Annotated in this window: 20 protein-coding genes; 11 read left to right on the forward strand and 9 right to left on the reverse strand. The window is 70.7% G+C overall.

Annotated features, from left to right (window positions below):
* Positions 1–32: 32 nt before the first annotated feature.
* Positions 33–914, reverse strand: a complete 882-nt coding sequence (locus OG509_RS32895) for an amino acid--tRNA ligase-related protein (protein WP_406186254.1) — start codon at positions 912–914, stop codon at positions 33–35.
* A 531-nt stretch (positions 915–1,445) separates the two neighbouring features.
* Here OG509_RS32895 and OG509_RS32900 point away from each other — a divergent pair.
* The 10 genes from OG509_RS32900 (at position 1,446) to OG509_RS32945 (ending at position 10,901) form a co-directional block, all read left to right on the forward strand.
* On the forward strand, positions 1,446–1,580 hold the full coding sequence (locus OG509_RS32900) for a hypothetical protein (RefSeq protein WP_406186255.1): 135 nt from the start codon (positions 1,446–1,448) through the stop codon (positions 1,578–1,580).
* A gap of 187 nt (positions 1,581–1,767) precedes the next feature.
* The gene (locus OG509_RS32905; protein ID WP_406186256.1) at positions 1,768–2,838 is read left to right on the forward strand and encodes a fatty acid desaturase family protein; all 1,071 of its coding nucleotides are present in this window, start codon (positions 1,768–1,770) and stop codon (positions 2,836–2,838) included.
* Between the two features lie 115 nt (positions 2,839–2,953).
* Complete coding sequence (locus OG509_RS32910) at positions 2,954–4,063, forward strand: inosamine-phosphate amidinotransferase 1 (protein WP_406186257.1); 1,110 nt, start codon at positions 2,954–2,956, stop codon at positions 4,061–4,063.
* An 84-nt stretch (positions 4,064–4,147) separates the two neighbouring features.
* The gene (locus OG509_RS32915) at positions 4,148–5,437 is read left to right on the forward strand and encodes a hypothetical protein (protein WP_406186258.1); all 1,290 of its coding nucleotides are present in this window, start codon (positions 4,148–4,150) and stop codon (positions 5,435–5,437) included.
* The gene (locus tag OG509_RS32920; protein ID WP_399543278.1) at positions 5,434–6,264 is read left to right on the forward strand and encodes a DUF3865 domain-containing protein; all 831 of its coding nucleotides are present in this window, start codon (positions 5,434–5,436) and stop codon (positions 6,262–6,264) included. Before OG509_RS32915 ends, OG509_RS32920 begins: the two co-directional genes overlap by 4 nt.
* Positions 6,264–6,698 (forward strand): GFA family protein, encoded by a 435-nt coding sequence (locus OG509_RS32925; protein ID WP_399543279.1) that lies wholly within the window; start codon positions 6,264–6,266, stop codon positions 6,696–6,698. Before OG509_RS32920 ends, OG509_RS32925 begins: the two co-directional genes overlap by 1 nt.
* A gap of 112 nt (positions 6,699–6,810) precedes the next feature.
* Positions 6,811–7,677: a dimethylarginine dimethylaminohydrolase family protein gene (locus OG509_RS32930; protein WP_406186259.1), complete on the forward strand. Its 867-nt coding sequence runs from the start codon at positions 6,811–6,813 to the stop codon at positions 7,675–7,677.
* A gap of 67 nt (positions 7,678–7,744) precedes the next feature.
* Complete coding sequence (locus OG509_RS32935; protein ID WP_406186260.1) at positions 7,745–9,055, forward strand: cation:proton antiporter; 1,311 nt, start codon at positions 7,745–7,747, stop codon at positions 9,053–9,055.
* On the forward strand, positions 9,052–9,621 hold the full coding sequence (locus OG509_RS32940) for a nitroreductase (RefSeq protein WP_406186261.1): 570 nt from the start codon (positions 9,052–9,054) through the stop codon (positions 9,619–9,621). Before OG509_RS32935 ends, OG509_RS32940 begins: the two co-directional genes overlap by 4 nt.
* A 317-nt stretch (positions 9,622–9,938) precedes the next feature.
* Entirely contained in the window at positions 9,939–10,901 is a 963-nt protein-coding gene (locus OG509_RS32945; RefSeq protein ID WP_406186262.1) for a 50S ribosomal protein L11 methyltransferase, read from the forward strand.
* A 144-nt stretch (positions 10,902–11,045) separates the two neighbouring features.
* Here the strand turns inward: OG509_RS32945 and OG509_RS32950 are convergent, their stop codons facing one another.
* The 8 genes from OG509_RS32950 to OG509_RS32985 all read right to left on the reverse strand — a co-directional run bounded on the left by OG509_RS32950 (position 11,046) and on the right by OG509_RS32985 (position 19,473).
* The gene (locus OG509_RS32950; protein ID WP_406186263.1) at positions 11,046–12,368 is read right to left on the reverse strand and encodes a transcriptional regulator; all 1,323 of its coding nucleotides are present in this window, start codon (positions 12,366–12,368) and stop codon (positions 11,046–11,048) included.
* Positions 12,369–12,470: 102 nt separating this feature from the next.
* Positions 12,471–12,704 (reverse strand): hypothetical protein, encoded by a 234-nt coding sequence (locus OG509_RS32955; protein ID WP_406186264.1) that lies wholly within the window; start codon positions 12,702–12,704, stop codon positions 12,471–12,473.
* On the reverse strand, positions 12,701–12,895 hold the full coding sequence (locus OG509_RS32960; RefSeq protein ID WP_406186265.1) for a hypothetical protein: 195 nt from the start codon (positions 12,893–12,895) through the stop codon (positions 12,701–12,703). The genes OG509_RS32955 and OG509_RS32960 overlap by 4 nt, the downstream gene beginning before the upstream one ends.
* On the reverse strand, positions 12,895–14,715 hold the full coding sequence (locus OG509_RS32965) for a glycoside hydrolase family 15 protein (protein WP_406186266.1): 1,821 nt from the start codon (positions 14,713–14,715) through the stop codon (positions 12,895–12,897). The genes OG509_RS32960 and OG509_RS32965 overlap by 1 nt, the downstream gene beginning before the upstream one ends.
* Positions 14,716–14,975: 260 nt before the next feature.
* Positions 14,976–16,109, reverse strand: coding sequence for an HAD family hydrolase (locus OG509_RS32970; protein ID WP_406186267.1), 1,134 nt, complete (start codon positions 16,107–16,109; stop codon positions 14,976–14,978).
* A complete protein-coding gene (locus OG509_RS32975) occupies positions 16,106–17,335 on the reverse strand; it encodes a cytochrome P450 (protein WP_406186268.1) in 1,230 nt (409 codons plus the stop codon). Before OG509_RS32975 ends, OG509_RS32970 begins: the two co-directional genes overlap by 4 nt.
* A gap of 180 nt (positions 17,336–17,515) precedes the next feature.
* Positions 17,516–18,046: a hypothetical protein gene (locus OG509_RS32980; protein ID WP_406186269.1), complete on the reverse strand. Its 531-nt coding sequence runs from the start codon at positions 18,044–18,046 to the stop codon at positions 17,516–17,518.
* A gap of 191 nt (positions 18,047–18,237) precedes the next feature.
* A complete protein-coding gene (locus tag OG509_RS32985) occupies positions 18,238–19,473 on the reverse strand; it encodes a hypothetical protein (RefSeq protein WP_388276150.1) in 1,236 nt (411 codons plus the stop codon).
* Positions 19,474–20,122: 649 nt separating this feature from the next.
* On the opposite strand from OG509_RS32985, the gene OG509_RS32990 reads away from it, so the two are divergent.
* The gene (locus OG509_RS32990) at positions 20,123–21,499 is read left to right on the forward strand and encodes a Tat pathway signal protein (RefSeq protein ID WP_388276148.1); all 1,377 of its coding nucleotides are present in this window, start codon (positions 20,123–20,125) and stop codon (positions 21,497–21,499) included.
* The last annotated feature ends 54 nt before the right edge of the window (positions 21,500–21,553 follow it).

Raw genomic sequence — 21,553 nt, forward strand, 5'->3', positions numbered from 1 at the left:
GCGGGTCCTCCGGGCAGGCGGGTTGAGGCTGTTCAGAACTGGCGGGACTGCTGGAAGCAGCTGATGTCCTTGATGCCGGCGATGGCCATGCATAGGCGCTCGATGCCGATTCCGAGGCCGACGCTCGCGGCGGAGACCCGCCCGGCGTCGATTGCCTCCCGGGCCAGGGCCTGCTCGTCGTCGTACAGGTCCACTGCGCGGGCGCGTTCGGTGAAGGCCGGGCCGTCGGGTTCGTCCTCGTAGCCGTGGATGACCTCGATGCCGTCGACCAGGAGCTCGAAGCGGTTCAGGATGCCGGTCGTGCCCGGGGTGAGGCGTGCGCACGGTTCGTCTCCGCCGAGCGGGTAGTCGGTGAGGAAGAGCGCGGCCCCGGCGCTCTGCGTCTCCAGCTCGCGTTCGACGAACTGCCCCAGGACGTTCTTGAACGGCGTGTGGGCCGACAGGTGCAGGTGGCCGGCCATCCGTGCCGGCAGATCACCGAGAGCCTCGCTGCGCAGGTCGGTGCCGAAGAGGTCTTGGATGTGGTCGGCGACCGAGACCCGCTGAGGGGTGTAGCGGAGGTGCGGGGTGACCAGCTGCTCCGCCAGGTTGAAGAGGAACTCAAAGTCCTGGTTGGCGGCGTAGAGGTCGAGCATCGTGAACTCGTTGGCGTGGAGCTCGTCGGGCTTTTCGGGCCGGTAGCACGGGCCGATCTCGAAGACCCGCTGGTGATGTTCGAGGTTCACGCGCAGTGCGGGCCCGATCATCGCCCGCAGGAACCGGCCCTCGTCGAGGCCGACCGTAAGGCGGCGCCCGGCGCCGAGGTCGGCCTTGCGGACCGTCGGGGTGACGACTTCGACGAAGCCCTGCGCGTGAAGGGTGCTGCGCAGGCTGAACAGGACGTCTGACTTGAGAGCGATCATCTCGCCGGACACGGAGCACTCCTTGGTCCCAGGGCTGTAGGGCCGGCGTCTGCGGGTTGGTGCGCTCCGCGGCACGTCGTCGGCACCGGCACGCTAGTGCGCTGCCGCGTCGCGTAGAACCCCGCGAAATCGGCGCCGGCGGGCTGGATCCGCCTCGACCGGCACGTGGCTGGACCGGCGGTGTTGCGTGGGCTGGTCGCAGGGGCTGTCCGTGCAACACCCGTGCGACACACGGATGCACTCGATGCGACAGCCGTGCGTCCGGCGCGACACCGCGAGGTGTTGCCGGGCTGGACAGGGCCGCCCTAGCTTGATGGCTCGGCGCCCGGCGGGAACCGCGGTCACATGGACCGCTCCGGGCTGTGGGCGCGGCCTGTACGAGTGGGCCTGCCCCCTTCGCCCCAGCTCTCCGCGTGAACGCACCACCCGCCGCGTGCTGTCCCGTGCCGAGGACCTCCAGGGATCCACCTGCGGTCCGTAGTGCACAGATCCCACCCGATCACCACGGAACCCAGGGCACGCCTGTGCCCTGAAGGGAGAGTCATGAACGTCGAACTGAAGACCGGTGTGCGCCCCGACGCCCCGCTGAAGACCGGTGTCCGCCCGGACGCGGCCCTCAAGACGGGGGTCCGCCCGGACGCCCCGCTGAAGATCGGTGTCCGTCCGGACGCCGCCTGATCAGCAACACCTCCACCCCCTTCCTTCGTGAAGCTGTGACCTGGGGCGGGCGCGCCTGACGGCGTGGCCCGTGCGGGGCACGGAACCGGATGAAGGGGACGGCCCCGGGGTTCGGCCGTACCGCGGCGCTGCCGAACCCCCGGGTGCCGGACCGGATAGAGCATCAGACCCTGCCAGGAGGAATCGGATGAGCAGCCGAGCTGCGCGGGCAGCACGCACCCCGGCGCCCCCACGCCGCACCCGCTACGGCACCGGCGCTTCGGGGCCGGCCCGCCAGGTGCTGGGACGAGAACTGATCGCGGAACTGGAGGGCCTGTGCGGCCGCCCGACGGTCGGGCTCCTCGACGTCCTGGTCGACGTCGCCTCCATCGCCCTGGCCGCCGTGCTCGGCGCTTGGCTCGGACACGGGATCGGACCGGCGTTGGCCGTCTGCTACATCGGCGTACGGCAGCGGCATCTGTCGAACCTGGCCCACGAGTGCGTTCACGGAAAACTGGCGGCCAGCCGCCGGATGAACCGGTGGATCGGCTACGCCCTGACCGCCCTGCTCGGTGACGGGTTCCTGCCCTACAAGATCACCCACGGCATCCACCACGCCGAGCTCGGATCGGCCCGCGACCCCATGTTCCAGTCCTACCTGGCCGGTGACATCCGCCGGGCCGGGCCGGAGCCCACCCGTAGGGAGTTCGTGCTCAAGGTCATCGTCCGCAATGCCGTCTTCCGCCTGCCGAAGAGCGCGGTGCGCGCCCTGGTGACGAAGGCGCCGGAGGAGAGTTGGAGGGCGCCGGCTGCCCGAAGCCTGCTGTGGGGCGCCGCCCTCATCCTGTGCTGGTCCTTGGACGCGGTGGGTCTGTTCCTCCTGTACTGGCTGGTCCCGCTGGTCCTGGTCCGCCCGGTCGTCACCTGGATCACCGACCTCGGCAACCACGCGGGGCTGATCGAGAACCAGGACCTGCTGCTGCAGACCCGCGGCTGGTCCTCGCACTGGCTCACCCGGCACCTGCTCGGCGGGCACCTCGACGATATGAACCACCCGATCCACCACCTGTGCCCGCAGATTCCCTTCCGTCGGCTGCCCGAGGCGACGGCCATGGTGCGCCGCGACCTGGACCGGTGGCCCGAAATTCCCTGGTGTAGCGGCTTCTTCTTCCGCCGCCGCTCGACCCCCGATCAGCGGTGCGTGATCGAGGACATCATCGCGCGCCTCCCCGCCGCTCCCGTCCGCCCGGCCACCCCGCACGCGGCCGACGCCGCCTAGCCGCTGCGCAGGACCCCTGTCCGACTCACCGTCCGAGCCGCTGCGGGCGACCGCCTGCACGCGCCTGCCCGGCTGCCGACCTGCTCGGCAGATGCCGCCAAGGAGGCGGCCCGCCATGACCACTGCCCTGCCTGTGAACAGCTTCGACGAGTGGAGCACGCTCCGCGAGGTCGTCGTTGGCCGCGCCGACCACTACAACGCGCACCACGTCGATGCCTCCTTCAAGCTGTTCTACTTCGACAACGTCGCGGCCGACACCGCGGCCGGCCAGACGCTCCTTACGATCCCGCAGCAGTACGTCGACGAGCTCAACGAGGACGTCGAGGGCCTGGCCGCGGCCCTGGCCGCCTGCGGCGTCACCGTCCACCGGCCCTCCGCCCCGGGCAAGGACGTCGACATCCGCTCGCCGTACTGGGACGCGCGGGCCACCCCGGCCCTCAACGTACGGGACAACACGGTCATCCTCGGTGACACGATCGTGGAGACCGCCCCGCACGTCCGCGCCCGGATCTTCGAGAACGACCAGCTCAAGACCATCTTCCAGCGGTACTACACGGCCGGGGCGCGGTGGGTGAGCATGCCGAGGCCCGCGCTGGCCCGTGGCTCCCTGGACACCGCCTACTTCGACAAGCAGGGCATCGACGTCTCGGCCGTCATGGACGCCGACACGGCCCTGCCCATCGACGGCCTCGACCTGGAGATGATCTTCGACGGGGCGCAGTGCATGCGCCTGGGCGCGGACGTCCTGGTCAACGCCGCCAACGCCAACCACCGGTTGGCCCTGCGGTGGCTGGGTGAGGTGATCCCCGGGCTGCGCTTCCACCTCCTGGACGGGATCGCCGACAGCCACATCGACAGCGTCGTGGTGCCGCTGCGCCCCGGGCTGATGCTCCTGCGCGCTCCGGAGTTCCTCGACTACCTGCCCAAGGCCATGCAGGCGTGGGACGTCATCTACCCGCCTCAGATGGACGAGTCCGCGTTCCCCGACTACAGCAGCTTCGGCTTCAACATCGCCAGCCGCTACATCGACATGAACGTCCTGTCGATCGACGAGAACACCGTCGTCGTCAACTCGCTCTACCCCGAGCTGATCCGGGTCCTGGAGGGCCGCGGCTTCACGGTCGTCCCCGTAGCCCACCGCCACCGGCGCCTGGCGGGCGGCGGATTCCACTGCTTCACCCTCGACACGGTCCGCTCCGGCGGCCGCGAGGACTACCTGAGCTAGCGCCCCCGCCCCCGCCCCCGCCCTTGGGCGGCGCCTTCCCGTTCGCCGGCTGCACCCCCGCAGCGCTGACCGTCAGGAGATCGCGTGAACACCCTCTGGCCTCCCTCCCGCGCGTTCTGGAGCCGGGAGTTTCCCGAAGCGACCAGCAACCGGACCACCCCGTACCTGTTCAAGGGGATCATCCCGTCCTCCGCCGCCAGCCCCCAAGACGCCCTGGACGGGCTGGAGTCGCTGCGCCGCGCGCACGCCGCCGGACCGCAGCACGCCGCGCGGGCCCGCGTGTACGTCGGCGAGGACCGGCACGACGAGCTCATCGAGACCGTCCTGGCCATGGACGGCTGGGACGACGGCCAGTTCGTGCCGTGGATGCAGTCCCTCGTCGGCGCCAAGCGCTTCAGTCTCGTCCTCAACAACCTCGAGACCGCCTCCCCCCAGTTGGCCGCCGGTCTCGGAGAGTTCCTGCGCTCCCTCTACGAGGGCTGGGGCGTGCCCATCGGGGGCGCCGAGCAGGTCGCGTTCGCCGGAAACTACGCTGGGACCGCCTTCGGGGTCCACGAGGGCGCCGAGGACGCGTTCCTGTGCCACCTGGGTCCGGGGGTGAAGGACTTCTACTGCTGGTCGCAGGAGGAGTACGTGCGCCTCACCGGCAGTACGGCCCCCCTGTTCGGGGACTACCAGTGGCTCCTGCCGCACGGTGAGCGCTTCGTCATGGAACCCGGCGACGCGCTCTTCCTTCCCAAGCGGGTCTTCCACGTCGGCCGGCAGGACGACTTCAGCGTCTCGGTGGCGGTCAGCCTGTACACCTACCCCGACGACCGGGTCCTGCGCCTGTCCGTCCTGCCCGAACTGCTGGAGCGGGTGCTCGGCGAGGACCCCGACAACCCCATGGGCATGCAGTCGCCCCTGCACGACGCCGCGGCGGCCAGCGCCCCGGCCGCCGCCCGCCTCACCGAGCGGGCCCGCACCGCGCTGGCCGCCGCCGGCGAACAGCTCGAGCAGACGGTCACCCAGCACGTGGAAGGCCGCTGGACGGAGCTGGAGAGCAACGGGGGCTGGGAGAAGGTCGCCAGTGACCTCGGCCGCATGGAAGCGGCCGCCGCGTTCGACGCCGCCCAGCTGCGGCCCGGCAGGTCGGTGTCCATCCCCGCTCCCTACCAGCTGCGGATCACCGGCCCCCAGCAGGCGTACCTGCGCGGCGTCGCCGTCACCTGCGACACCACCCCCCTGACCGAGGCCATGGTCGACGCCCTCAACACGAACACGCCCACCGCCCTCCCCGACGACGGCGCCGTGCACGAGAGCCTCGCGGCGCTCGGCGCCACGGGCGGCATCCACATCATCACCGGCCAGACCGCTCCGGAGGCACACGCATGAGCACCGGCACTTCCCTCGTCGACGCCTACCTCAAGGCCAACCCCGAGACCCGGATCGCGATCGCCCGGACCCTGCAGGGCAGCCTCACCGACGGCACCATGCTCGTCGACAGGCACCTCAAGCCGATGATCGACACCGTGTACGGGCAGATCCGGGACCTCGTCGCCCCCGACCAGCTCACCGCGCCGCAGGCCCGGATGTACATCGAGGAGCTGTCCGTCTTCGCCCGCTACAACGCCGCCTACCTCCGCCAGGCCACCGCCTCCGTCGCGACCTTCTGCCCCGCACTCGCACACGAGCTCTACCGCAACTTCCTGGAGGAAGGCGGCGAGCCCGGCAAGGTGCCCGCGCACTACGTCCTGTACTCCGCCGCGCTCCTGAGCGACCTGGACCTCCTCGTCGTCGGCCACGTCCCCGCGCCCGAGACGCTGATGCTGATGTCCCTGCACGAGCGGATGGTCAACTCGCATCAGCCCAGCAGCATCGCCGGCGGCTACTACGCCACCGAGGGCGTCGCCATCGCCGAGACGGAGATCCTGCGGGAGATCACCGACCGGTACGGCGAGCTGACGGTCGGCATGAGCGGCAGCAAGCTGGAGAAGCTCGACTTCTACTACCGCCTCCACCTCGACGACGACCACGAGGCTGCGCAGGTCGGGGGACTGAGCGTGGAGGCTGCCCACATCGAGGGCCTGGCCTACTTCCTTCGGAAGAGTGAACTCTTCCACCTGGACCTGGCCCAGGCCCTGACCGGCTTCCTGGAGATCCTCAAGGGAATGGCACAGTGGTGGGCCCAACTGGCCGACCGCGCAAAGGACATCACCTGATGAACGCCACTGCTGCCGAGGACACCGAAGAGCGGATCGTGCGGACCGGAGGCTGCCGCTGCGGCCTGATCCGCTTCACCGTCACGGGCCCGGCGGACTACCCCCACACCTGCAGCTGCCCGGACTGCCAGAAGCTCGGCGGCGGACCGGTGATGTGGTGGGCCGGCTTCCCCCACGACCAGATCACCTGGTCCGGCTGGGACAAGATCCGGTGGTTCGAAACCTTCCAGGGGGAGGCCAAGCGTGGATTCTGCCCCGACTGCGGAACCCGCCTCGCCGCGATCGACAGCGACATCCCCGACCTCGGCATCAACGTGACCGCCTTGGACGACACCACCGGCGCCGACCTCGTCCCCGTCAACCAGTCCTTCCGCGAGACCGCCGTGCACTGGCTGCCCCAGGTACCGAACGCCCAGGCCAGCACGACCGGCTGACACAGGAGGCCTGGGTGTCCGACGTCCTGACCGGCCGGACACCCAGGCCCTGCCTGGGCACCGCGTGCCGCTGCGGCCCTGCGCCCGAACCGCCCAGCCCAGGAGACCCGCCGTGCTCATACCCCAGGCCACCACCGAATACGGAACCCTCCGAACCGTCGCCATGCGCCACGCCGGCGACCACGTCCGCGACCTCACCGACCCTCACACCGACCCGGTCTTCGACCGCCAGCAGGCCACCAGCACCTGGAACGACTACCGGCCGAAGACGGTCCGCGCCCAGCAGGACGCCCTGATCCACCTGCTGCGCGACCGCGGCACCGAAGTGATCCTCCTGGAGGAGGCTCCGGGCTGCACGACACAGCACTACCCGCGCGACCTCGGCTTCGTCGTCGATCACATCCTCGTCCTCGCCCGGCTCAACTCCGCACACCGCCGGCCCGAGACCGACGCGCTCATCCGGCTCTTCCCCGACAGCCCCCATGCCGTCCACCTGCCTGAGGGGACCATCGAAGGCGGTGACGTCGCACTCCACGCCGGAACCGTCCTGGTCGGCCTCAGCGAGGAGACCTCTCCCGCGGGCGCCCGAGCCCTGCAGCGAGCCCTGACCGCCGGCGGCATCGACCGGGAGGTCAAAACGCTCTCCTTCAGCGTTCCCGGGATCGTGCACCTCGACGACCACTTCAACATCGTCGCCCCTGGCACCGCGCTCATCCACCGCACCGTGTTCCCGCCCGCCGAACTCGCCTGGATCGAGCAGCACTTCGACCTGATCGACGTGAGCGACGCCGAGGCCCTGGCCGTCCAGGCCAACATCCTCGCCATCGCCCCGGGAACGGTCGTCGTCGCGGCCGGCAGCGACCGCATCACCGCGCAGCTCGCCGCGCGCGGCATCGAGGTCCTCACCGTCGACTACTCCGAAGTCACCCGCATCCCCGGATCCCTGCGCTGCACCACCCTCCCGCTCATCCGCGACTGACCCACCCCGGCCCTCACCGCGCCCGGCACCGGCAGGCCACCCCGTACCCACGACCTGTGCCGGACCGATGAGCACTCACGCCCCCGGAAGCTTGGAGCTCTCCGTGTCCGACCCGCTGGTGTCCCTGCTTGTGGCCGTCCCCGCCGTGGTACTCGCCTGCCAGGCCGCCGGCCGGGCCGTCTGCTACATCGGACAGCCGCCCGTCATCGGCGAGATCCTCGCCGGGATCCTGATCGGCCCCTCCCTGCTCGGCTGGCTCGCCCCCGGCATCCAGCAGCACCTCCTCCCGCCGTCCGTCCTCCCCATTACCTCCGCTCTCGGCAGCCTCGCCCTGCTCGCCTTCCTCTTCCTGATCGGCCTCGAGCTCGACCTCCGCTCGCTGCGCACCGCGCGCCGCTCCGTCATATCTGTCAGCCTGGGCGGCCTCCTGCTGCCCCTCGTCCTGGGCAGCGCGCTCGCCACCGCCATGTACCCCCACCTGGCGCCGCCCGGCGTGGACCGGCTCCCGTTCACCCTGTTCGTCGCCGTCGCGCTGGCCATCACCGCGTTCCCCGTCCTCGCGCGGATCCTCGCCGACCGCGGCCTGGAAGCCACCCCCCTGGGCACCTTCGCCATGGCCTGCGCCGCCGTGGACGACGCCCTGGCCTGGTGCCTGCTCACCGCTGTCATCTCCCTGAGCACCGCCGGGACACCGACGGCCGCCCTGACCACCCTCGCCCTGGCCACCGCCTTGGCCCTCGCACTCACCCTCCTGCGCCCGGCACTCGCCGCGGTCCTCACACGGGCCGGGCGCACCTCCGACGACCTGGTGCTCGCGCTGCTCTTCGCCGGCCTGTGCCTGACCGCGTACGCCACCGACCGCATCGGCGTTCACCCGGCTGTCGGCGCCTTCCTCTTCGGTGCCGTCACCCCCCGCCGCCTGCCCGCCGTCGAACGCGGCGCCGCACGCCTGCGAGCGGTGTTCCTGCCGCTCCTGCTCCCGCTGTTCTTCGTGGACACCGGCCTGCACACCGACTTCTCCGCCCTCCCGGCCGGCCAGTGGGGCTGGGGCGCGGCGATCCTGGCGGTCGCGGTCCTCGGCAAGTGGGGCGGAGCGGCCGGCGCCGCACGCCTCACCGGCTCCGACTGGCGGTGGTCGGCAGCCGTCGGCACGCTGATGAACTGCCGCGGCCTGACCGAACTCGTCGTCCTGGGCATCGGCCGTCAGCTCGGCGTCATCTCCGATCAGCTCTTCACCCTCCTGGTCATCATGGCCGTCATCACCACCGCGGCCACCGCCCCGCTCCTGCGCCGCCTGACCGGCCACGACCCCCGCATGTCCCCACCGGCGCGGGAGCGTGCACCCGCAGATGACAAAGCGCGGGAGGCCGCCGGATGAACCCGGACCCGGTCCTTGACGCAGTACTCACCCGGCGGAGCATCCCCGACCTGACCGCACCCGCCCCCACCCGCACAGAACTCGAAGAGCTCGTCCAGGCCGCCGCCACCGCACCCGACCACGGCCGTATCAGGCCCTGGCGGCTGATCCCCGTGACCGGGGACGAGCGTGCCCGCCTCGGCGAGGCACTCGGTGAAGCCACGCCCCCGGAACAGGCCCATCGCGCCGCCGCCAAGCCACTGCGCGCCCCACTGCTCCTCACCATCGTTCACTGCCCCGTACCCGACCACCCGCGCGTACCCCCGTGGGAGCAACTGGCCGCCACCACCGCCATGATCACCACCCTCTCGCTGCTCCTGCACAGCCGCGGCTGGGGCTCGATCTGGCGCACCGGCACCGCCATCGAAGCACCACAGGTCCGTAAATACCTCGGCCTCGACGACGGCGAGCAGCTCCTGGGCTGGCTCTACATCGGAACGCCCCTGCGGCCTGGCACCGTCCGGGAGCGCTCGCTCCTTGACGCCCGAACCAAGATCAGCTGGGCGTACACCACCGACAGCCAGTGAACGGACCAGCCCGCTGGCACCGCGCCCGGCCTGCTCGCGTTTTGGCCGCATCACCACTGCGATCCCACCTCACCGGAATTTACCCCCGAGGGCTGCGGGACAGCTCCCGACGCACACCATTCCGCCGGCCGGGAATCCACGGCAGTCCCGGCCGGCGTCACCGAAAGGAATGACGAATGAGGGAAGTCAGAGAAGTCGAAGCGAACGGGAAAAGCGTGCACGTTCTGGTGAGCTCGGAGCCCGAACGACCGGACCGGGCCTCCCTGTGGCCCAGCGTCGGGGAGTACCCCATCTACGACCCGTACCTCTACACCACCATGACGACGGACGAGGAACGCAACAAGAGGTTCCGGGCCGCCCTGGAGCGGCTGGCGCCGGGCAAACACGTCTTGGACATCGGGACCGGGCAGGACATCCTCTGGGCCCGGGAAAGCGTGCAGGCCGGAGCCCGGCAGGTCACTGCAATCGAGGTAATCGAAGACGCCTTCCGCCAGGCGGCAGCGAACCTCCCCTCCTACGAGCTGAAGGACCGGGTCACACTGCTGCTCGGCGAATCGACCGGCCTGGAGTTCGCGCCCAAAGCCGACGTGTGCGTGGCTGAGATCATCGGCTCCCTCGCGAGCGCCGAGGGCGCCGCCGCCGTTCTGACCGATGCCCGGCGCAGGCACCTGGCACAAGACGGCGTGGTCGTGCCGCACCGGGCCGTCACGCTGGCCTCCGCTGGATGCCTCTCCGACATTCTTGGCGAGCAGCACGTGGCATTCTCGGCCGAATCCGTCCCCTATCTCCAGAGCATCTTCAACTGGGCCACGGCACCGTTCGACGTGCGCCTTCGGATCGAGAATGCGTCACCAGATGAATTGGTCTCCGACAGCGCCGCGATCGAATCTCTCGACTTCAACGGCACCCTCCACACCGCGCAGCAGACGACCACGCGGCTGACCATCCAGCGCCCGGGCCGGATCGACGGCGTACTGACCTGGCTCCAACTCTGGTGCCTGCCCGACGAAGCCCCCCTCGACGCACTGCGGATGAAGACCAACTGGGCCTCGATCTATTTCCCGCTGTTCCAGACCCCCGTGCCGGTTGAACCCGGCGACACCCTGGATCTGACGTTCGGGTCGACCCTCAGCGCAGACGGCGTCCACCCGGACTACCAGGTGTCCGCCACGCTGCGCACGGCAGACGGGCACGCGCACCGGGGTTCCCTGGAGTCACCTCATCGCGGGGGGCCCTTCAGGGCGCAGCCGGCGTACCGGCTCCTGTTCCCGGCCGCCTGACACACCTCGCGGCAGAGGCCAGCCACGACCGGCGGAACCGTGGCCGTGACCGGCGGGCCGCCTGGCCGTCCCGCCGCGACTCCTCCCCAGACTCCGCGCCGCCGCTGCCACCTCTCCGGGCTGACTGCGGCGCCAGCGGCGTGTCTAAAAGTCGTCGAGGGGCTGGCCGGCGGTGAGCCGCGTGATCCTCGCGGCCAGCCGCCGGCTGGCCAGCGTCCGCGAGGCCTCCTCGGCTCGCTTGGCCTTCTGCTCGTACACGGCGATGTCCCCACTCAGCCGGGCCAGCTCCGCACCCGTGATCAGCAGTTCCACCCGATCACGTACGCGCTCGCACGGCATGCCCTCGGCCTCCTTCAACGCCAGCAGGCCCGCGTCGACCAGACCTGCGCCGGCGAGCGCCCATGCCGCCTGCGCCTCCAGTTCGAACCGGTCGAACCACGACAGCCAGTCCAACGTCGAGGACCCCTTGGCCCGTTCGAAGCCGACCCTGGCGCGCGTGACCGCGGCGATCGTCTGCTCCGGATTCTTGTTGAAGGCCCACGCCCTTGCCTCGGTGATGGCGGCGTAGGCCCGCACCATCGGCGGCGCCCCCTCACCGGCGAGGACGGCACTGCGTGCGTGCGTGAGGACTTCCCGGCGGTCGCCCTGAGCCGCGGCCAGCCGGGTCTGGTGGATATGTACTCGCGCGATGCGGGCGTGGTCACCGACCGCTTGTGCCAGGCGCATCGCCTGCAGGTCATAGCGCTGTGCGAAGCCGGGCAGTTGATCGTCGTACGCCATGCTGGCCATGGCGAGCACCGCGTCCGCCACGCTGCCGTAGAGCCGCTTGCCCGCCTTCGCTGAGAAGGATCCGTTGAGCAGCGGCACGGTGTGCATGGCCAGGAAGGCGGCGAAGACCGCGCGGAACTTGCCGCCACCGTGCTGCCCATCGAGAGCGCCGTAGAGCCTGGTCTGGTCTTCGAGGAGCGTGATGTCCGCGGCCGTCACCTTGTAGGTGCCGCGTCCAGCGATCTCAGGGTCGGGCGGCATGACGAGGGCTTCCCGGGAAGCGAGTCCGAACACCCCCGGGAAGAACGTGCTCTTGATCAGGGTCGGGTCACGCAGAGCGTCGATCTCCCACAACTTCGCCAGCGTACGGGTCGTGTGCGACAGGTCCGCGTACTGCAAGGACTCGGTCGCGATGTCCGTGGTGTCCGCCGGCCACCCCAGGCTCTGCGGATTGACCTGCTTGTTCAGCGCGAACGACAGCACGTGGCAGGCGGCGGCCGCAAGGGCCGGGCTCGGTGTGGTGTCGCCCGAACACCATCGCGCCACCGTGCTCGGTGCGACCGTGTGCGGCAGATTCACGGCCTGACAGTGCGCGAACACCCGACGCGCAAAGCCCCTCACCGACCAGTTCAGCTGGACCAGGTGCTTGTGTATGGCCTCGTTGCGACCATTGCCCTTCGCCGCACCGGACCGCGCCATGGCTACCTCACAAGTCGAGTCCGATCAGGTCATTGCCTCCCGGACGCCGCAGGACCGGCGTCGCGCGGATGAGAGCCCAAGATCACGGCGGCGGGTCGGGCGTCATCCCGGGCTCCGGCTGAGGGTGGCGGGCATGTCCGCGAGGTGGCGGACAGGGGAGGCCCACAGCGCGAAGGCTGTTCCCGCGAGAATGAGGGTGCCGGTGAGCAGGGTGGCCCACACCCCGGCTGCGGAAACGAGTGCGCCGTCGGAGAGGGCGGCGAGGGGCCGGCTGCCGGCCACGAGCCAGGTCGCGGTCTGCTGGGTCCGGGCCTGGAACGTCCCGCCCCGCCTCATGACCCGCTCCCGCTTACCGCGGTCCCGGCGGGGCCGATCCAGCGGGCGGGTATCGCGAGGTTCCCGTCGGTGTGGAACCCGGCTGCTGCCCGTGCCGCCATCCGCTCCCGGTGCGCCGATGCGGCAACCAGCGGCAGGCCCGAGGCGAGCAGGTACAGGGCGTACAGGATCTCGGTCAGACGGCCGGGCATCAGAGAGCCCTCTCCGCTTGTTCGTGGGCGGCGAGTTCGAGAATCGAGTCGCACATGGCGACGTGGCTGAACGCCTGCGGGAAGTTGCCGACCTGCCGCTGCTCCGTGGGGTCCCACTCCTCAGCGAGGAGCCCCAGGTCGTTGCGGAGCGCCAGCAGCTTGTCCAGGAGGGTGCGGGCCTCGTTCGTGCGGCCGCTCAGGGCGAGGGCGTCGACGAGCCAGAACGAGCAGGCGAGGAAGGCTCCCTCGTCGCCCTCCAGTCCGTCGACGCCCGGCGCGGAGCCAGCGGTGGGGTAGCGAAGGAGGAACCCGTCGGGGGTGGACAGCTCGTGCTGGACCGCCCGGATCGTGCCGATGACCCGCGGGTCGGTGGGGGGAAGGAAGCCGGTCTGGGGGAGAAGGAGCAGCGACGCGTCCAGCTCCGTCGATCCGTACGACTGGGTGAAGGTGTTGCGTACGGGGTCGTAGCCGTTGCTGCAGACCTGGGCGTGGATGGTGTCGCGCAGGTCCCGCCAGCGCTCCAGGATGCCAGGCGCGATGGTGGCGTCGCCGGATTCGACGAGTGTGATGGTGCGGTCGACGGCGGCCCAGGCCATGACCTTGGAGTGGACGAAGTGGCGGCGTGGGCCGCGGATCTCCCAGATGCCCTCGTCCGGCTGGTCCCAGACCGTCTCCAGGTATTCGACCAGCTTCACCTGGAGGTGGGCGGCGGTTTCGCCCGGGCCGAGTCCGGCCTGCCGCGCCGCGTGCAGGGTCATGGCGACCTCGCCGTACACGTCGAGCTGGAGCTGGTGGGCGGCGCCGTTCCCCACTCGGACCGGACGGGAGTCCTCGTAGCCGGGAAGCCAGTCCAGCTCGACCTCGCCGAGCGACCTTTCGCCCGCGATGCCGTACATGATCTGCAGGTTCTCCGGGTCGCCGGCCACCGCGCGCACCAGCCAGGCGCACCAGGCGCGGGCCTCCTCGCGGTAGCCGGTGCGCAGCAGCGAGGAAAGGGTGATGGCGGCGTCGCGCAGCCAGGTGTAGCGGTAGTCCCAGTTCCGCACGCCGCCGATCTCCTCCGGGAGGGAGGTGGTGGGCGCGGCGACGATCCCGCCGGTGGGCGAGTAGGTCAGGGCCTTGAGGGTGATCAGGGAGCGCAGGAGTGCGTCGCGGTAGGGGCCGTCATAGGTGCAGTTCGAGCTCCACTGCGACCAGAACTTCTCCGTTGTCTCGAGGGCGTCGCTGGCGTCGGGGACCGGGGGCGGCGCCTGGTGGGAAGGCTGCCAGCTGAGGACGAAGGAGACGCGCTCGCCGGCGCGGACGGTGAAGTCCGCGTATGTCGCCTCGTCCTGGCCGTATGTGGTGGCCGCGGTGTCCAGCCACAGCGAGTCGGGTCCCGCGACGGCGTGGAGACGGTCGTCATTGGTGGTGGTCACCCAGGGCACGATGCGCCCGTAGCCGAAGCGCATCCGCAGGGCACTGCGCATCATGACCGTGCCGGTGATGCCTTCGATGATGCGGACCGTCTGGGGGGTGCTGTCGCGCGGCGGCATGAAGTCGGTGACGCGAACTCGCCCGGTGGGGGTGTCCCATTCGGATTCGAGGATCAGGGTGCCGGGCAGGTAGCGGCGCCGGGCCGCCGACGGCGCGGGCCGGTGACTCGGGTGGGCGGGGCCGATGCGCCAGTAGCCATGCTCCTCGGTTCCGAGGAGGTGCGCGAAGACGGCGTCGGAGTCGAAGCGCGGCAGGCACAGCGAGTCGATGGCTCCGTCGCGGCTGACCAGCGCTGCGGTCTGCATGTCGCCGATCAGTGCGTAGTCCTCGATACGCGCGGGCATAGAGCAGTCCTTCTGCGGAGCGCCGACCGGCCTTGGAAGGCTGGGGTCGACGTGAGTGAATGTTCGGGTGGTGGTGCGGCTCTGCCGGCAGGCGCCGGGCGGCGCGGGCGGCGGGACGTGCTGGCGGGTGACCGGGTCAGCGGGGCATCTCGGAGGAGGCGACGAAGACCGCGAGAAACAGCAAGAACACTGCGGCCCGGTACCTGTTGAGCGTGGAGATACGCCGGGCGCGCGGACGGCTGGGACGCGGCCGCCGGGCGCTACGCGACGGCAGGAAGCGGGGCATGGGCGTGCTCGCGGAGCAGCTCGACCGCATCGAGGACGGTGTCGACGGTGTGGTCGGGCACCGGGGAGGTGGCCGGCCGTGCCCGGCCGCCGGCGATCCACACCGTGCGGAGCCCTGCCCGGCTGCCACCAGACACGTCCGCGTCGAGGTCATCGCCGACCATGAAGCCGGAACTGGTGGCCAGGGCGTCGAGGGCGATGCGGTACAGGCCTCGGTGCGGCTTGCAGATCCCGTACTCCCCGGAAATCGCGACGACTTCGAAGAGGCCGTCAAGGCGCGCGGTGCGGAGCTTGAGGCGCTGCGCGGCGGGGTCGCCGTTGGTGATCACCCCCAGGCGCCATCCGTCGTCGCGCAGCGACCGGAGCGCCGTGCAGACCTGCGGACGGTGGGGGACGAGCTCGGCGGACCGCTGCCGGTACTGAGCATGGAGGCCGGCGATGGACCCCTTGATGTCGTGCCTGGCCTTCAGGTCGGCGAAGAACTCGTCCCTGCGGCCGGCGCAGCGCACCTCGGCGGCCTCCACCTCTTCCGGCGTGATGCCGTATCGGGTGGCGAACTCGCCAGCCCACCGGCGGAAGCCGGTGGCCTGGTCGGTGAGCGTGGCGTCCAGGTCGAAGAAGGCGATCTTGGGAAGCTGCATGGCGGGCTGCTCCAGGGGGCGGGCGTGAGTCGGCGGTCGGGAGGTAGGTCCGTCGTTCAGGCGGTGCCGCTTGGCGAGGTTGGCCAGGACGGCGTGAAGGAGGAGGGGCGCGGTGTAGATCCGGCCTTGCCTCCAGCGGATCCATCCCGTGGCGGCATCGGGCCGGGGCGCGGGCGGCAGCGTGAGCGTGGCTCCGGCGCCGAAGTACCGCGACGGCGCGGGCCAGGCGGGATCGCCGGACCCCTCAGGTAGGAAGAACCCCCACGCGTCGCCCGAGGCGAAGACCGCGCCGACCGCGTGCAGGCCAGCAAGCTCGTCCAGGCGGGCGACGGCCTCCCGAGCGTGACTCTCGGGGACGAGCACGACGTCGAGACCGTCCAGGAGCACCGGCCCTGGCCCGGCCAGAGTCAGCGAGTCCGCCAGCAGGGCGGCCCCACCGTCGACGGGTTGATCGCCGCGGGCATTCATCGAGGACTCTCCGGAGGGGATGTGAGCGCGGGCTGGCGTGCACCGGTGCGCCGTTCGGCGGTGCTGACGCTGATGGGCGCTGTCGTGTGGCCGCGGAGGACGTGGGTCTGGGCGCGGACGGGGGCACTGGCGGGCGACAGCGTGGTGCAGCGCTCGGCGAGCGCTCGCAGAAGAGCGCGGGCCTGCATGAGGGCGAGGTGGCTGCCAGGGCATGCGTGCGGTCCGGCTCCCAGGGAGAGGTGCTTGTCGGCACCGGGCCTCCGCAGGTTGTAGTCGTCGGCGGTCAGTCCCCACCTGCGGGGGTCGCGGCCGGCGGAGCCGAGTAGCAGCCACACCCGCTCGCCGGCCTCCAGCCGAATGCCGCCCAGGTCGACCGGCTCGGTCACGAGCCGGCCGAGCCCCTGCATGGGAGCGTCGAGCCGCACTGCCTCGTGGAAGGCCGCTTCGGCACGCGCCGGGTCTTCACGGAGCTGGAACCACTGCTCCGGGTCATGGGCGAGCTGGATGATCGTCCCGGCAAGACCGAGGATCGTCGAGTCGATGCCGGCCACTGCATACGCAGAGGCGAGCGGTATGGCCTCGTGTTCGTCGATCTTCCCGGCGTTGACGGCCTGGAAGATCGCTTCCATCCAGGATCCTCTTCGCACGCTGCCGCGGGTAACGTTCTCGTGGAGGAAGGCCAGCATGGCCCCTGCGGCAGGCAGCCCCGTAGGGCCGCAGGCGTTCTCCGGGCCGAAGGCGTCGAACGGCGTCAGCCCGAGCCCGTCCAGCACGGGCACGCTGTTGCTCTCCGGCAGGCCCATCAGCTCCATCACCGTGCCGACGGCCATCGCCCGGGCCAGCTCCACCGCATCGAACCCCGCCCTGCCCGTGTGCTCCGCAACCAGCCGCCGCGCCCGCTCCTGTATCTGTCTTTGCCGGCGGGCGACCGCTGTGGGCGCGAGCCGACGCGACAGGACCCGGCGCAGCCGCGCGTGCTGGTCACCGTCGGACGCCAGGATCGTCCCGGCCAGCTCGGTGAGGGCCCTCCCGCCCTCGGCCCGGAACAGGTCGGAGGCGCCCAGGATGGAGCGGACCTCGTCGTAGCCGGGGACCGCCCACACGCCGTGGCGCTCCAGCCGGATGGCCGGCCCCATGAGGCGCATCGCCTCGTAGACCGGATAGGGGTCCGCGAGGACCCGCTCGTCGAAGAGGTCGAGGGAGGAAGTGGGCGCGGTCGTGGGCATCGCTGTCTCCGGTGGTATCGGTCAGGTGGTGCGCCGGTGGCTGTGCGGGTGGTCTCCGCTACCGGATCCCCGGCTCGGTCCGCAGTGGGTCGAGGGTGGTTTCGGCGAGGGGTACGTGGGCCTCGTGCGGTGGCCGGTCCCGCGCGGCGGTGTCAGGTTCGCCGCACGGGACCGGCGGCTCTAGGTGGTGTTCGAGGAGTGCGCGATCTGGTCGACGCACAACAGCCGGGCCCTGTGCCGGTGCAGCCACCTTCTGATCTCCTTGGCCTGGCCAGGCTGGTCATCCAGGTGGTGGCCGGAGGGCGAAAGGTCAGAGGCGGACCGGACCACGAGCAGATGTACCCGTCCTTCCTCGACGTCGCGCCGCAGGCGAGCGAATTCGGGCCGCTGGTCGACAGGCCACCCATGCGTGGCGACGTCGTGGCGACGTATGGCGATGTGGCGGCAGTGCGGTGCGCTTGCAGCCTCAAGCCGCTGGTGCTCGTCCCAGGGAGGCTGCTCGGTGTCCAGGTGGACATATGTTGCGGCCACGCTGTGCCGGGCCAGAAGGTTGCCCGTGATGCGCACGGTGTTCTCCAGCGCCTTCAAGAAGGCTGGCGCCGGGCAGGAAGGATCGGCCGGTTCCATCTGCTCCAGCCACACCTGAGCGTCGGTGACCGCCAGCCCCAGCTCCTGGCTGACCGGCACCGCGTCGAGGTAGTACAGCACCAACCGCAGCTGCCGGCGAAGGTCCTCGACCCGCTGGGCCCGAAGGTGTGCCTCACGGTCCGGCGCCCCCGAGGAGGCCTGCCGAAGAGCAGGGCGTGCGACAGTTCCCGCCGCGCAGCCGGACTCAACCGCCTGCCGCGATACCCCAGCTCGCCACAACCGCATCATGCCCGGCTGCCGAGCATGCGTTCCGCTCACCGCTCCCCCCTGGCGTGCAGCTCCAGCGGCCGGCCACCAGCGCCATGGTGATTAGCACCAGCCGCGCCTCGGACAGCCATGGCGTTCGCTCGCAGCCCGTGGCTCGCGAAGCCAACCTCGCCTCTGGGGCTGTCCGTCCGCAGCCCCGTGCCCGCCGGAGCCGCTTTGGTGGCCGTCTCGTCGCCCGAGGCGCTGTGGTGCTGCGGCTCGTCGAGCACGGGAGGTCGGCGAAGGAGCCGTTCGGGGAGGTGGAGGACGGCGCGGACACCACCTTGATGGTTCGGGTCCAGCCACGCCTGGAAGCCGTGTCGGCGGGCGAGGACACCGACCGCGGGTAACCCAAGTTGCGTGCCGAGCACGGCAAGTGGCAGCCGGTACTGCCCGGGCAGTACGGCGGCCGCCCGTTCGTACCCGTCGGGGCTCAGCATGGGCCCGAGGCTGTCGACCACCACGGTGAGGCCGCCCTGCACGGCCGTGGTCCACACCGACACCTGGCTGGCGGGGGTCGAGTGGCGGGCACCGTTGTCCATGAGTTCGGCCAGGGCAATCGCGATCGGCTCGGCCACCCGGCCCCACACGAAGTCGCTCCTCGTGTTGGTGACCTCCACCCGCTGGTAGTCCTGGACGCGGGACTGCGCTCCGCCCAGAACTTCCATCAAGGGCAGGTCGGGGCGACGGCTGCTCACCTCGTCGCCCATCAGGATGCCGATGATGTGCATCCGCTGGCTCAGGAGCGTTGCCGCGTGGTCGACAGCGAAGGCGTGCGCGAGAACCTCCTCGTCGGCGACCTTCCCCAGAACGCGGACCATCTCGCTCTGCTGGTGCGCTGCCAGGGTCAGCAGCGGCCGCAGCAGGTCCTTGACCTGGGCATGTGCCGACTCTTCAGCTCGGTTCTCGGCGTCGCGGGCGAAGTCAGCGGTCTGCCGTAACGCCGCCTGCAAGGCCCTGCCGAACGACGTGGAGGCCAACTGTGGATGCAGCAGCTGGCCGGCCTGCGTCAGGTCGCCCGAGCCGGGCGCGGCCATGAACGCCGGCAACCGGACTGCGGACAGGTGTCCAGCCTCCTGATCGCGGACTTCGATCTCCCGGGCGAGAGATGAGGTCTGGGACCGGCTCGCATGGAGGGCCTGGTTGGCTCGTGTGGCCGCCCGCCTGAAGTACCAGGTGGCTGCGGAGGTGGCAGCCAGGCCGGCCGGTGCCGCGATCAGCACCACATCGTGCAGGACTGCCATGTCAGTTCCTCACGGACGAAGGGTGGAATACGAAGGTCAGGGAATTCCGGGGGTTAAGCGCTATCGGGATCGAAGGGGTGGACCGGCTGCCGCGGGGCGTATCTGGGTTTCGCGGCAGCCGGGACGGCGCGGCGCTTGCGGTGCGCTGCGTCTCGCTGACGGCTTCCGGGCCTGGGCAGCGGCGGCTGCGCTGCGCCCAGTCCCCCAGAGATCGGAAGCCGAAGCCCACGGGCGAGCCCCGGGCCACACGGCGAAGGGGAAGGCCGTGTGGAATCGGGCCCGGGTCTAGCCAGCCGGAGGTCCGGTGTCGTGCAGTAGCTCCCAGCCGGCCTGTGCCCGGCTCACGCCGGGCTGGGGAACCACCGGGGAGAGGCTCCGCGGCCCGAGCGGGACCGGGCTGAGTGCTGCTGATGCCGTTGCCACAGGCTGTCTCCGATCGCTGATCGGGCAGGGGAGAGGCAGCCAGGTGCTCGGCTGGCGGATCCTCCGCTCGAAGGGATTCAGGTCGCCAAAACCCCATCGGTGCACTGCCGTTGAGGAATATTGTCTTGCCGAGAGCAAACCGTGTTGGTGGTCCCACGGGTATCCCCGGGAGGCCCCGGACCCTGCTAACGCTGCTAAAGATCGTTTTGCGGATGGAGAGCGGCCCATGGCCCGCACACGAAACAACCTGCTGGCAGCAGCCATCAAGGAGACAGGCTGGTCGCAGGAGCAGACGGCCGCTCACTTCCGCACCGTGGCCGTCGAATGCGGAGCACCTGGGCTGGCACACGTGTCCCGTGCACACATCTCCCAGTGGGTCCTCGGCTCGCGCCCGGAGGGTGACGCCGCCCGTATCTTGAGCGAGACGCTCTCCCGACGGCTTGGACGCGTCGTCACGCCGGCGCAGATCGGGCTCGCCCCGATCCAGCCGACGCCGTCGACGGTGCCCGGGTGGGAAGACGTTGACACTGTGGCCGCGCTGGTAGATCTCAGGGACGACACCATGGATATGACCCGTCGACAGGTGCTGGCGTACTCGGCGGCCGGAACAGCATTGCCCCCCGACCACTGGTGGAAGGACACACTCGACCGGGCTCAGACCCGTCCTGCAGTCTCCCGTCAGAGCGTCACCCCCGCCCACGTCGAAGCCGTGCGGGCCGCGATGGTGCACCACTCCCGCCAGGACCAGCTCCTCGGCGGCCGCGCCGGCAGCTCGGCGCTGACCTCCTACCTTCGAACCGACGTCGCCGACTACCTGGCCCGGCGCTTCCCTTCTGAGAAGCTGCGCCGCGACATGTTCGGAGCAGCTGCAGAGCTGGTCTACCTTTCGGCATGGATGGCGTTCGACTCCTCCGACCATGGAACCGCCCAAGCACGCTTCAACCTCGCCGTGAGCATGGCCGCTGAGGCCGGGGACGGCCCGCTGGCCGGGCACATCCTGCGCGCCGCCGCCCACCAGGCCGTCGACCTCCACCACCCGAAGCGGGCGCTGGCACTCGCCGAGGGCTCGCTTGCTCAGCGCCGCTACGCCCAGGCCAGCCCACGGGAGCGGGCGCTGCTTGGCGTCGTCCACGCCCGTGCCCTCGCCCTGTGCCGTCGCGACGCCGAGGCCCGTGCCGCCCTGCGCCAGGCCGCCGAGGAGCTCGGCAACGCCCGGCCCACGGACGAGCCGGCCCGGGTCTACTTCTTCGGCGAGGCCAGCCTCGCGCACGAGACTGCCTGCACTCTGCGGGACTTGGGGGACCTGCGGGCCGCGGAGAAGGAATTCGAACACAGCGTCCGTACCCGCGCGCTCCCGTTCGCCCGCACCCACGTGGTGACCCTGGGCTACCTTGGGGCCGTCCAGGCCAGGCAAGGACAGGTCGAAGCGGCGTGCGCCACCTGGTCCCGAGCCCTGGACTCCATGGACGGCATTGCCTCCGGCCGCGTCCAGGACACCGTCGTCCAGATGCGCCGGGCCCTGCGTCCAGTCCTCGCCCGCGGGGGCCGCGTTGCCGCCACCTTGGACCAGCGCGCCGATGCGATGCTGCGCAGCGTAGGGTAATCGCGCCACGGAACGGGGAGTTCGGCCTGAGGGCCAGCCAGGGGGATTGAGGGA

The organism is Streptomyces sp. NBC_01006, from assembly GCF_045162725.1.
Taxonomy (GTDB): domain Bacteria; phylum Actinomycetota; class Actinomycetes; order Streptomycetales; family Streptomycetaceae; genus Streptomyces.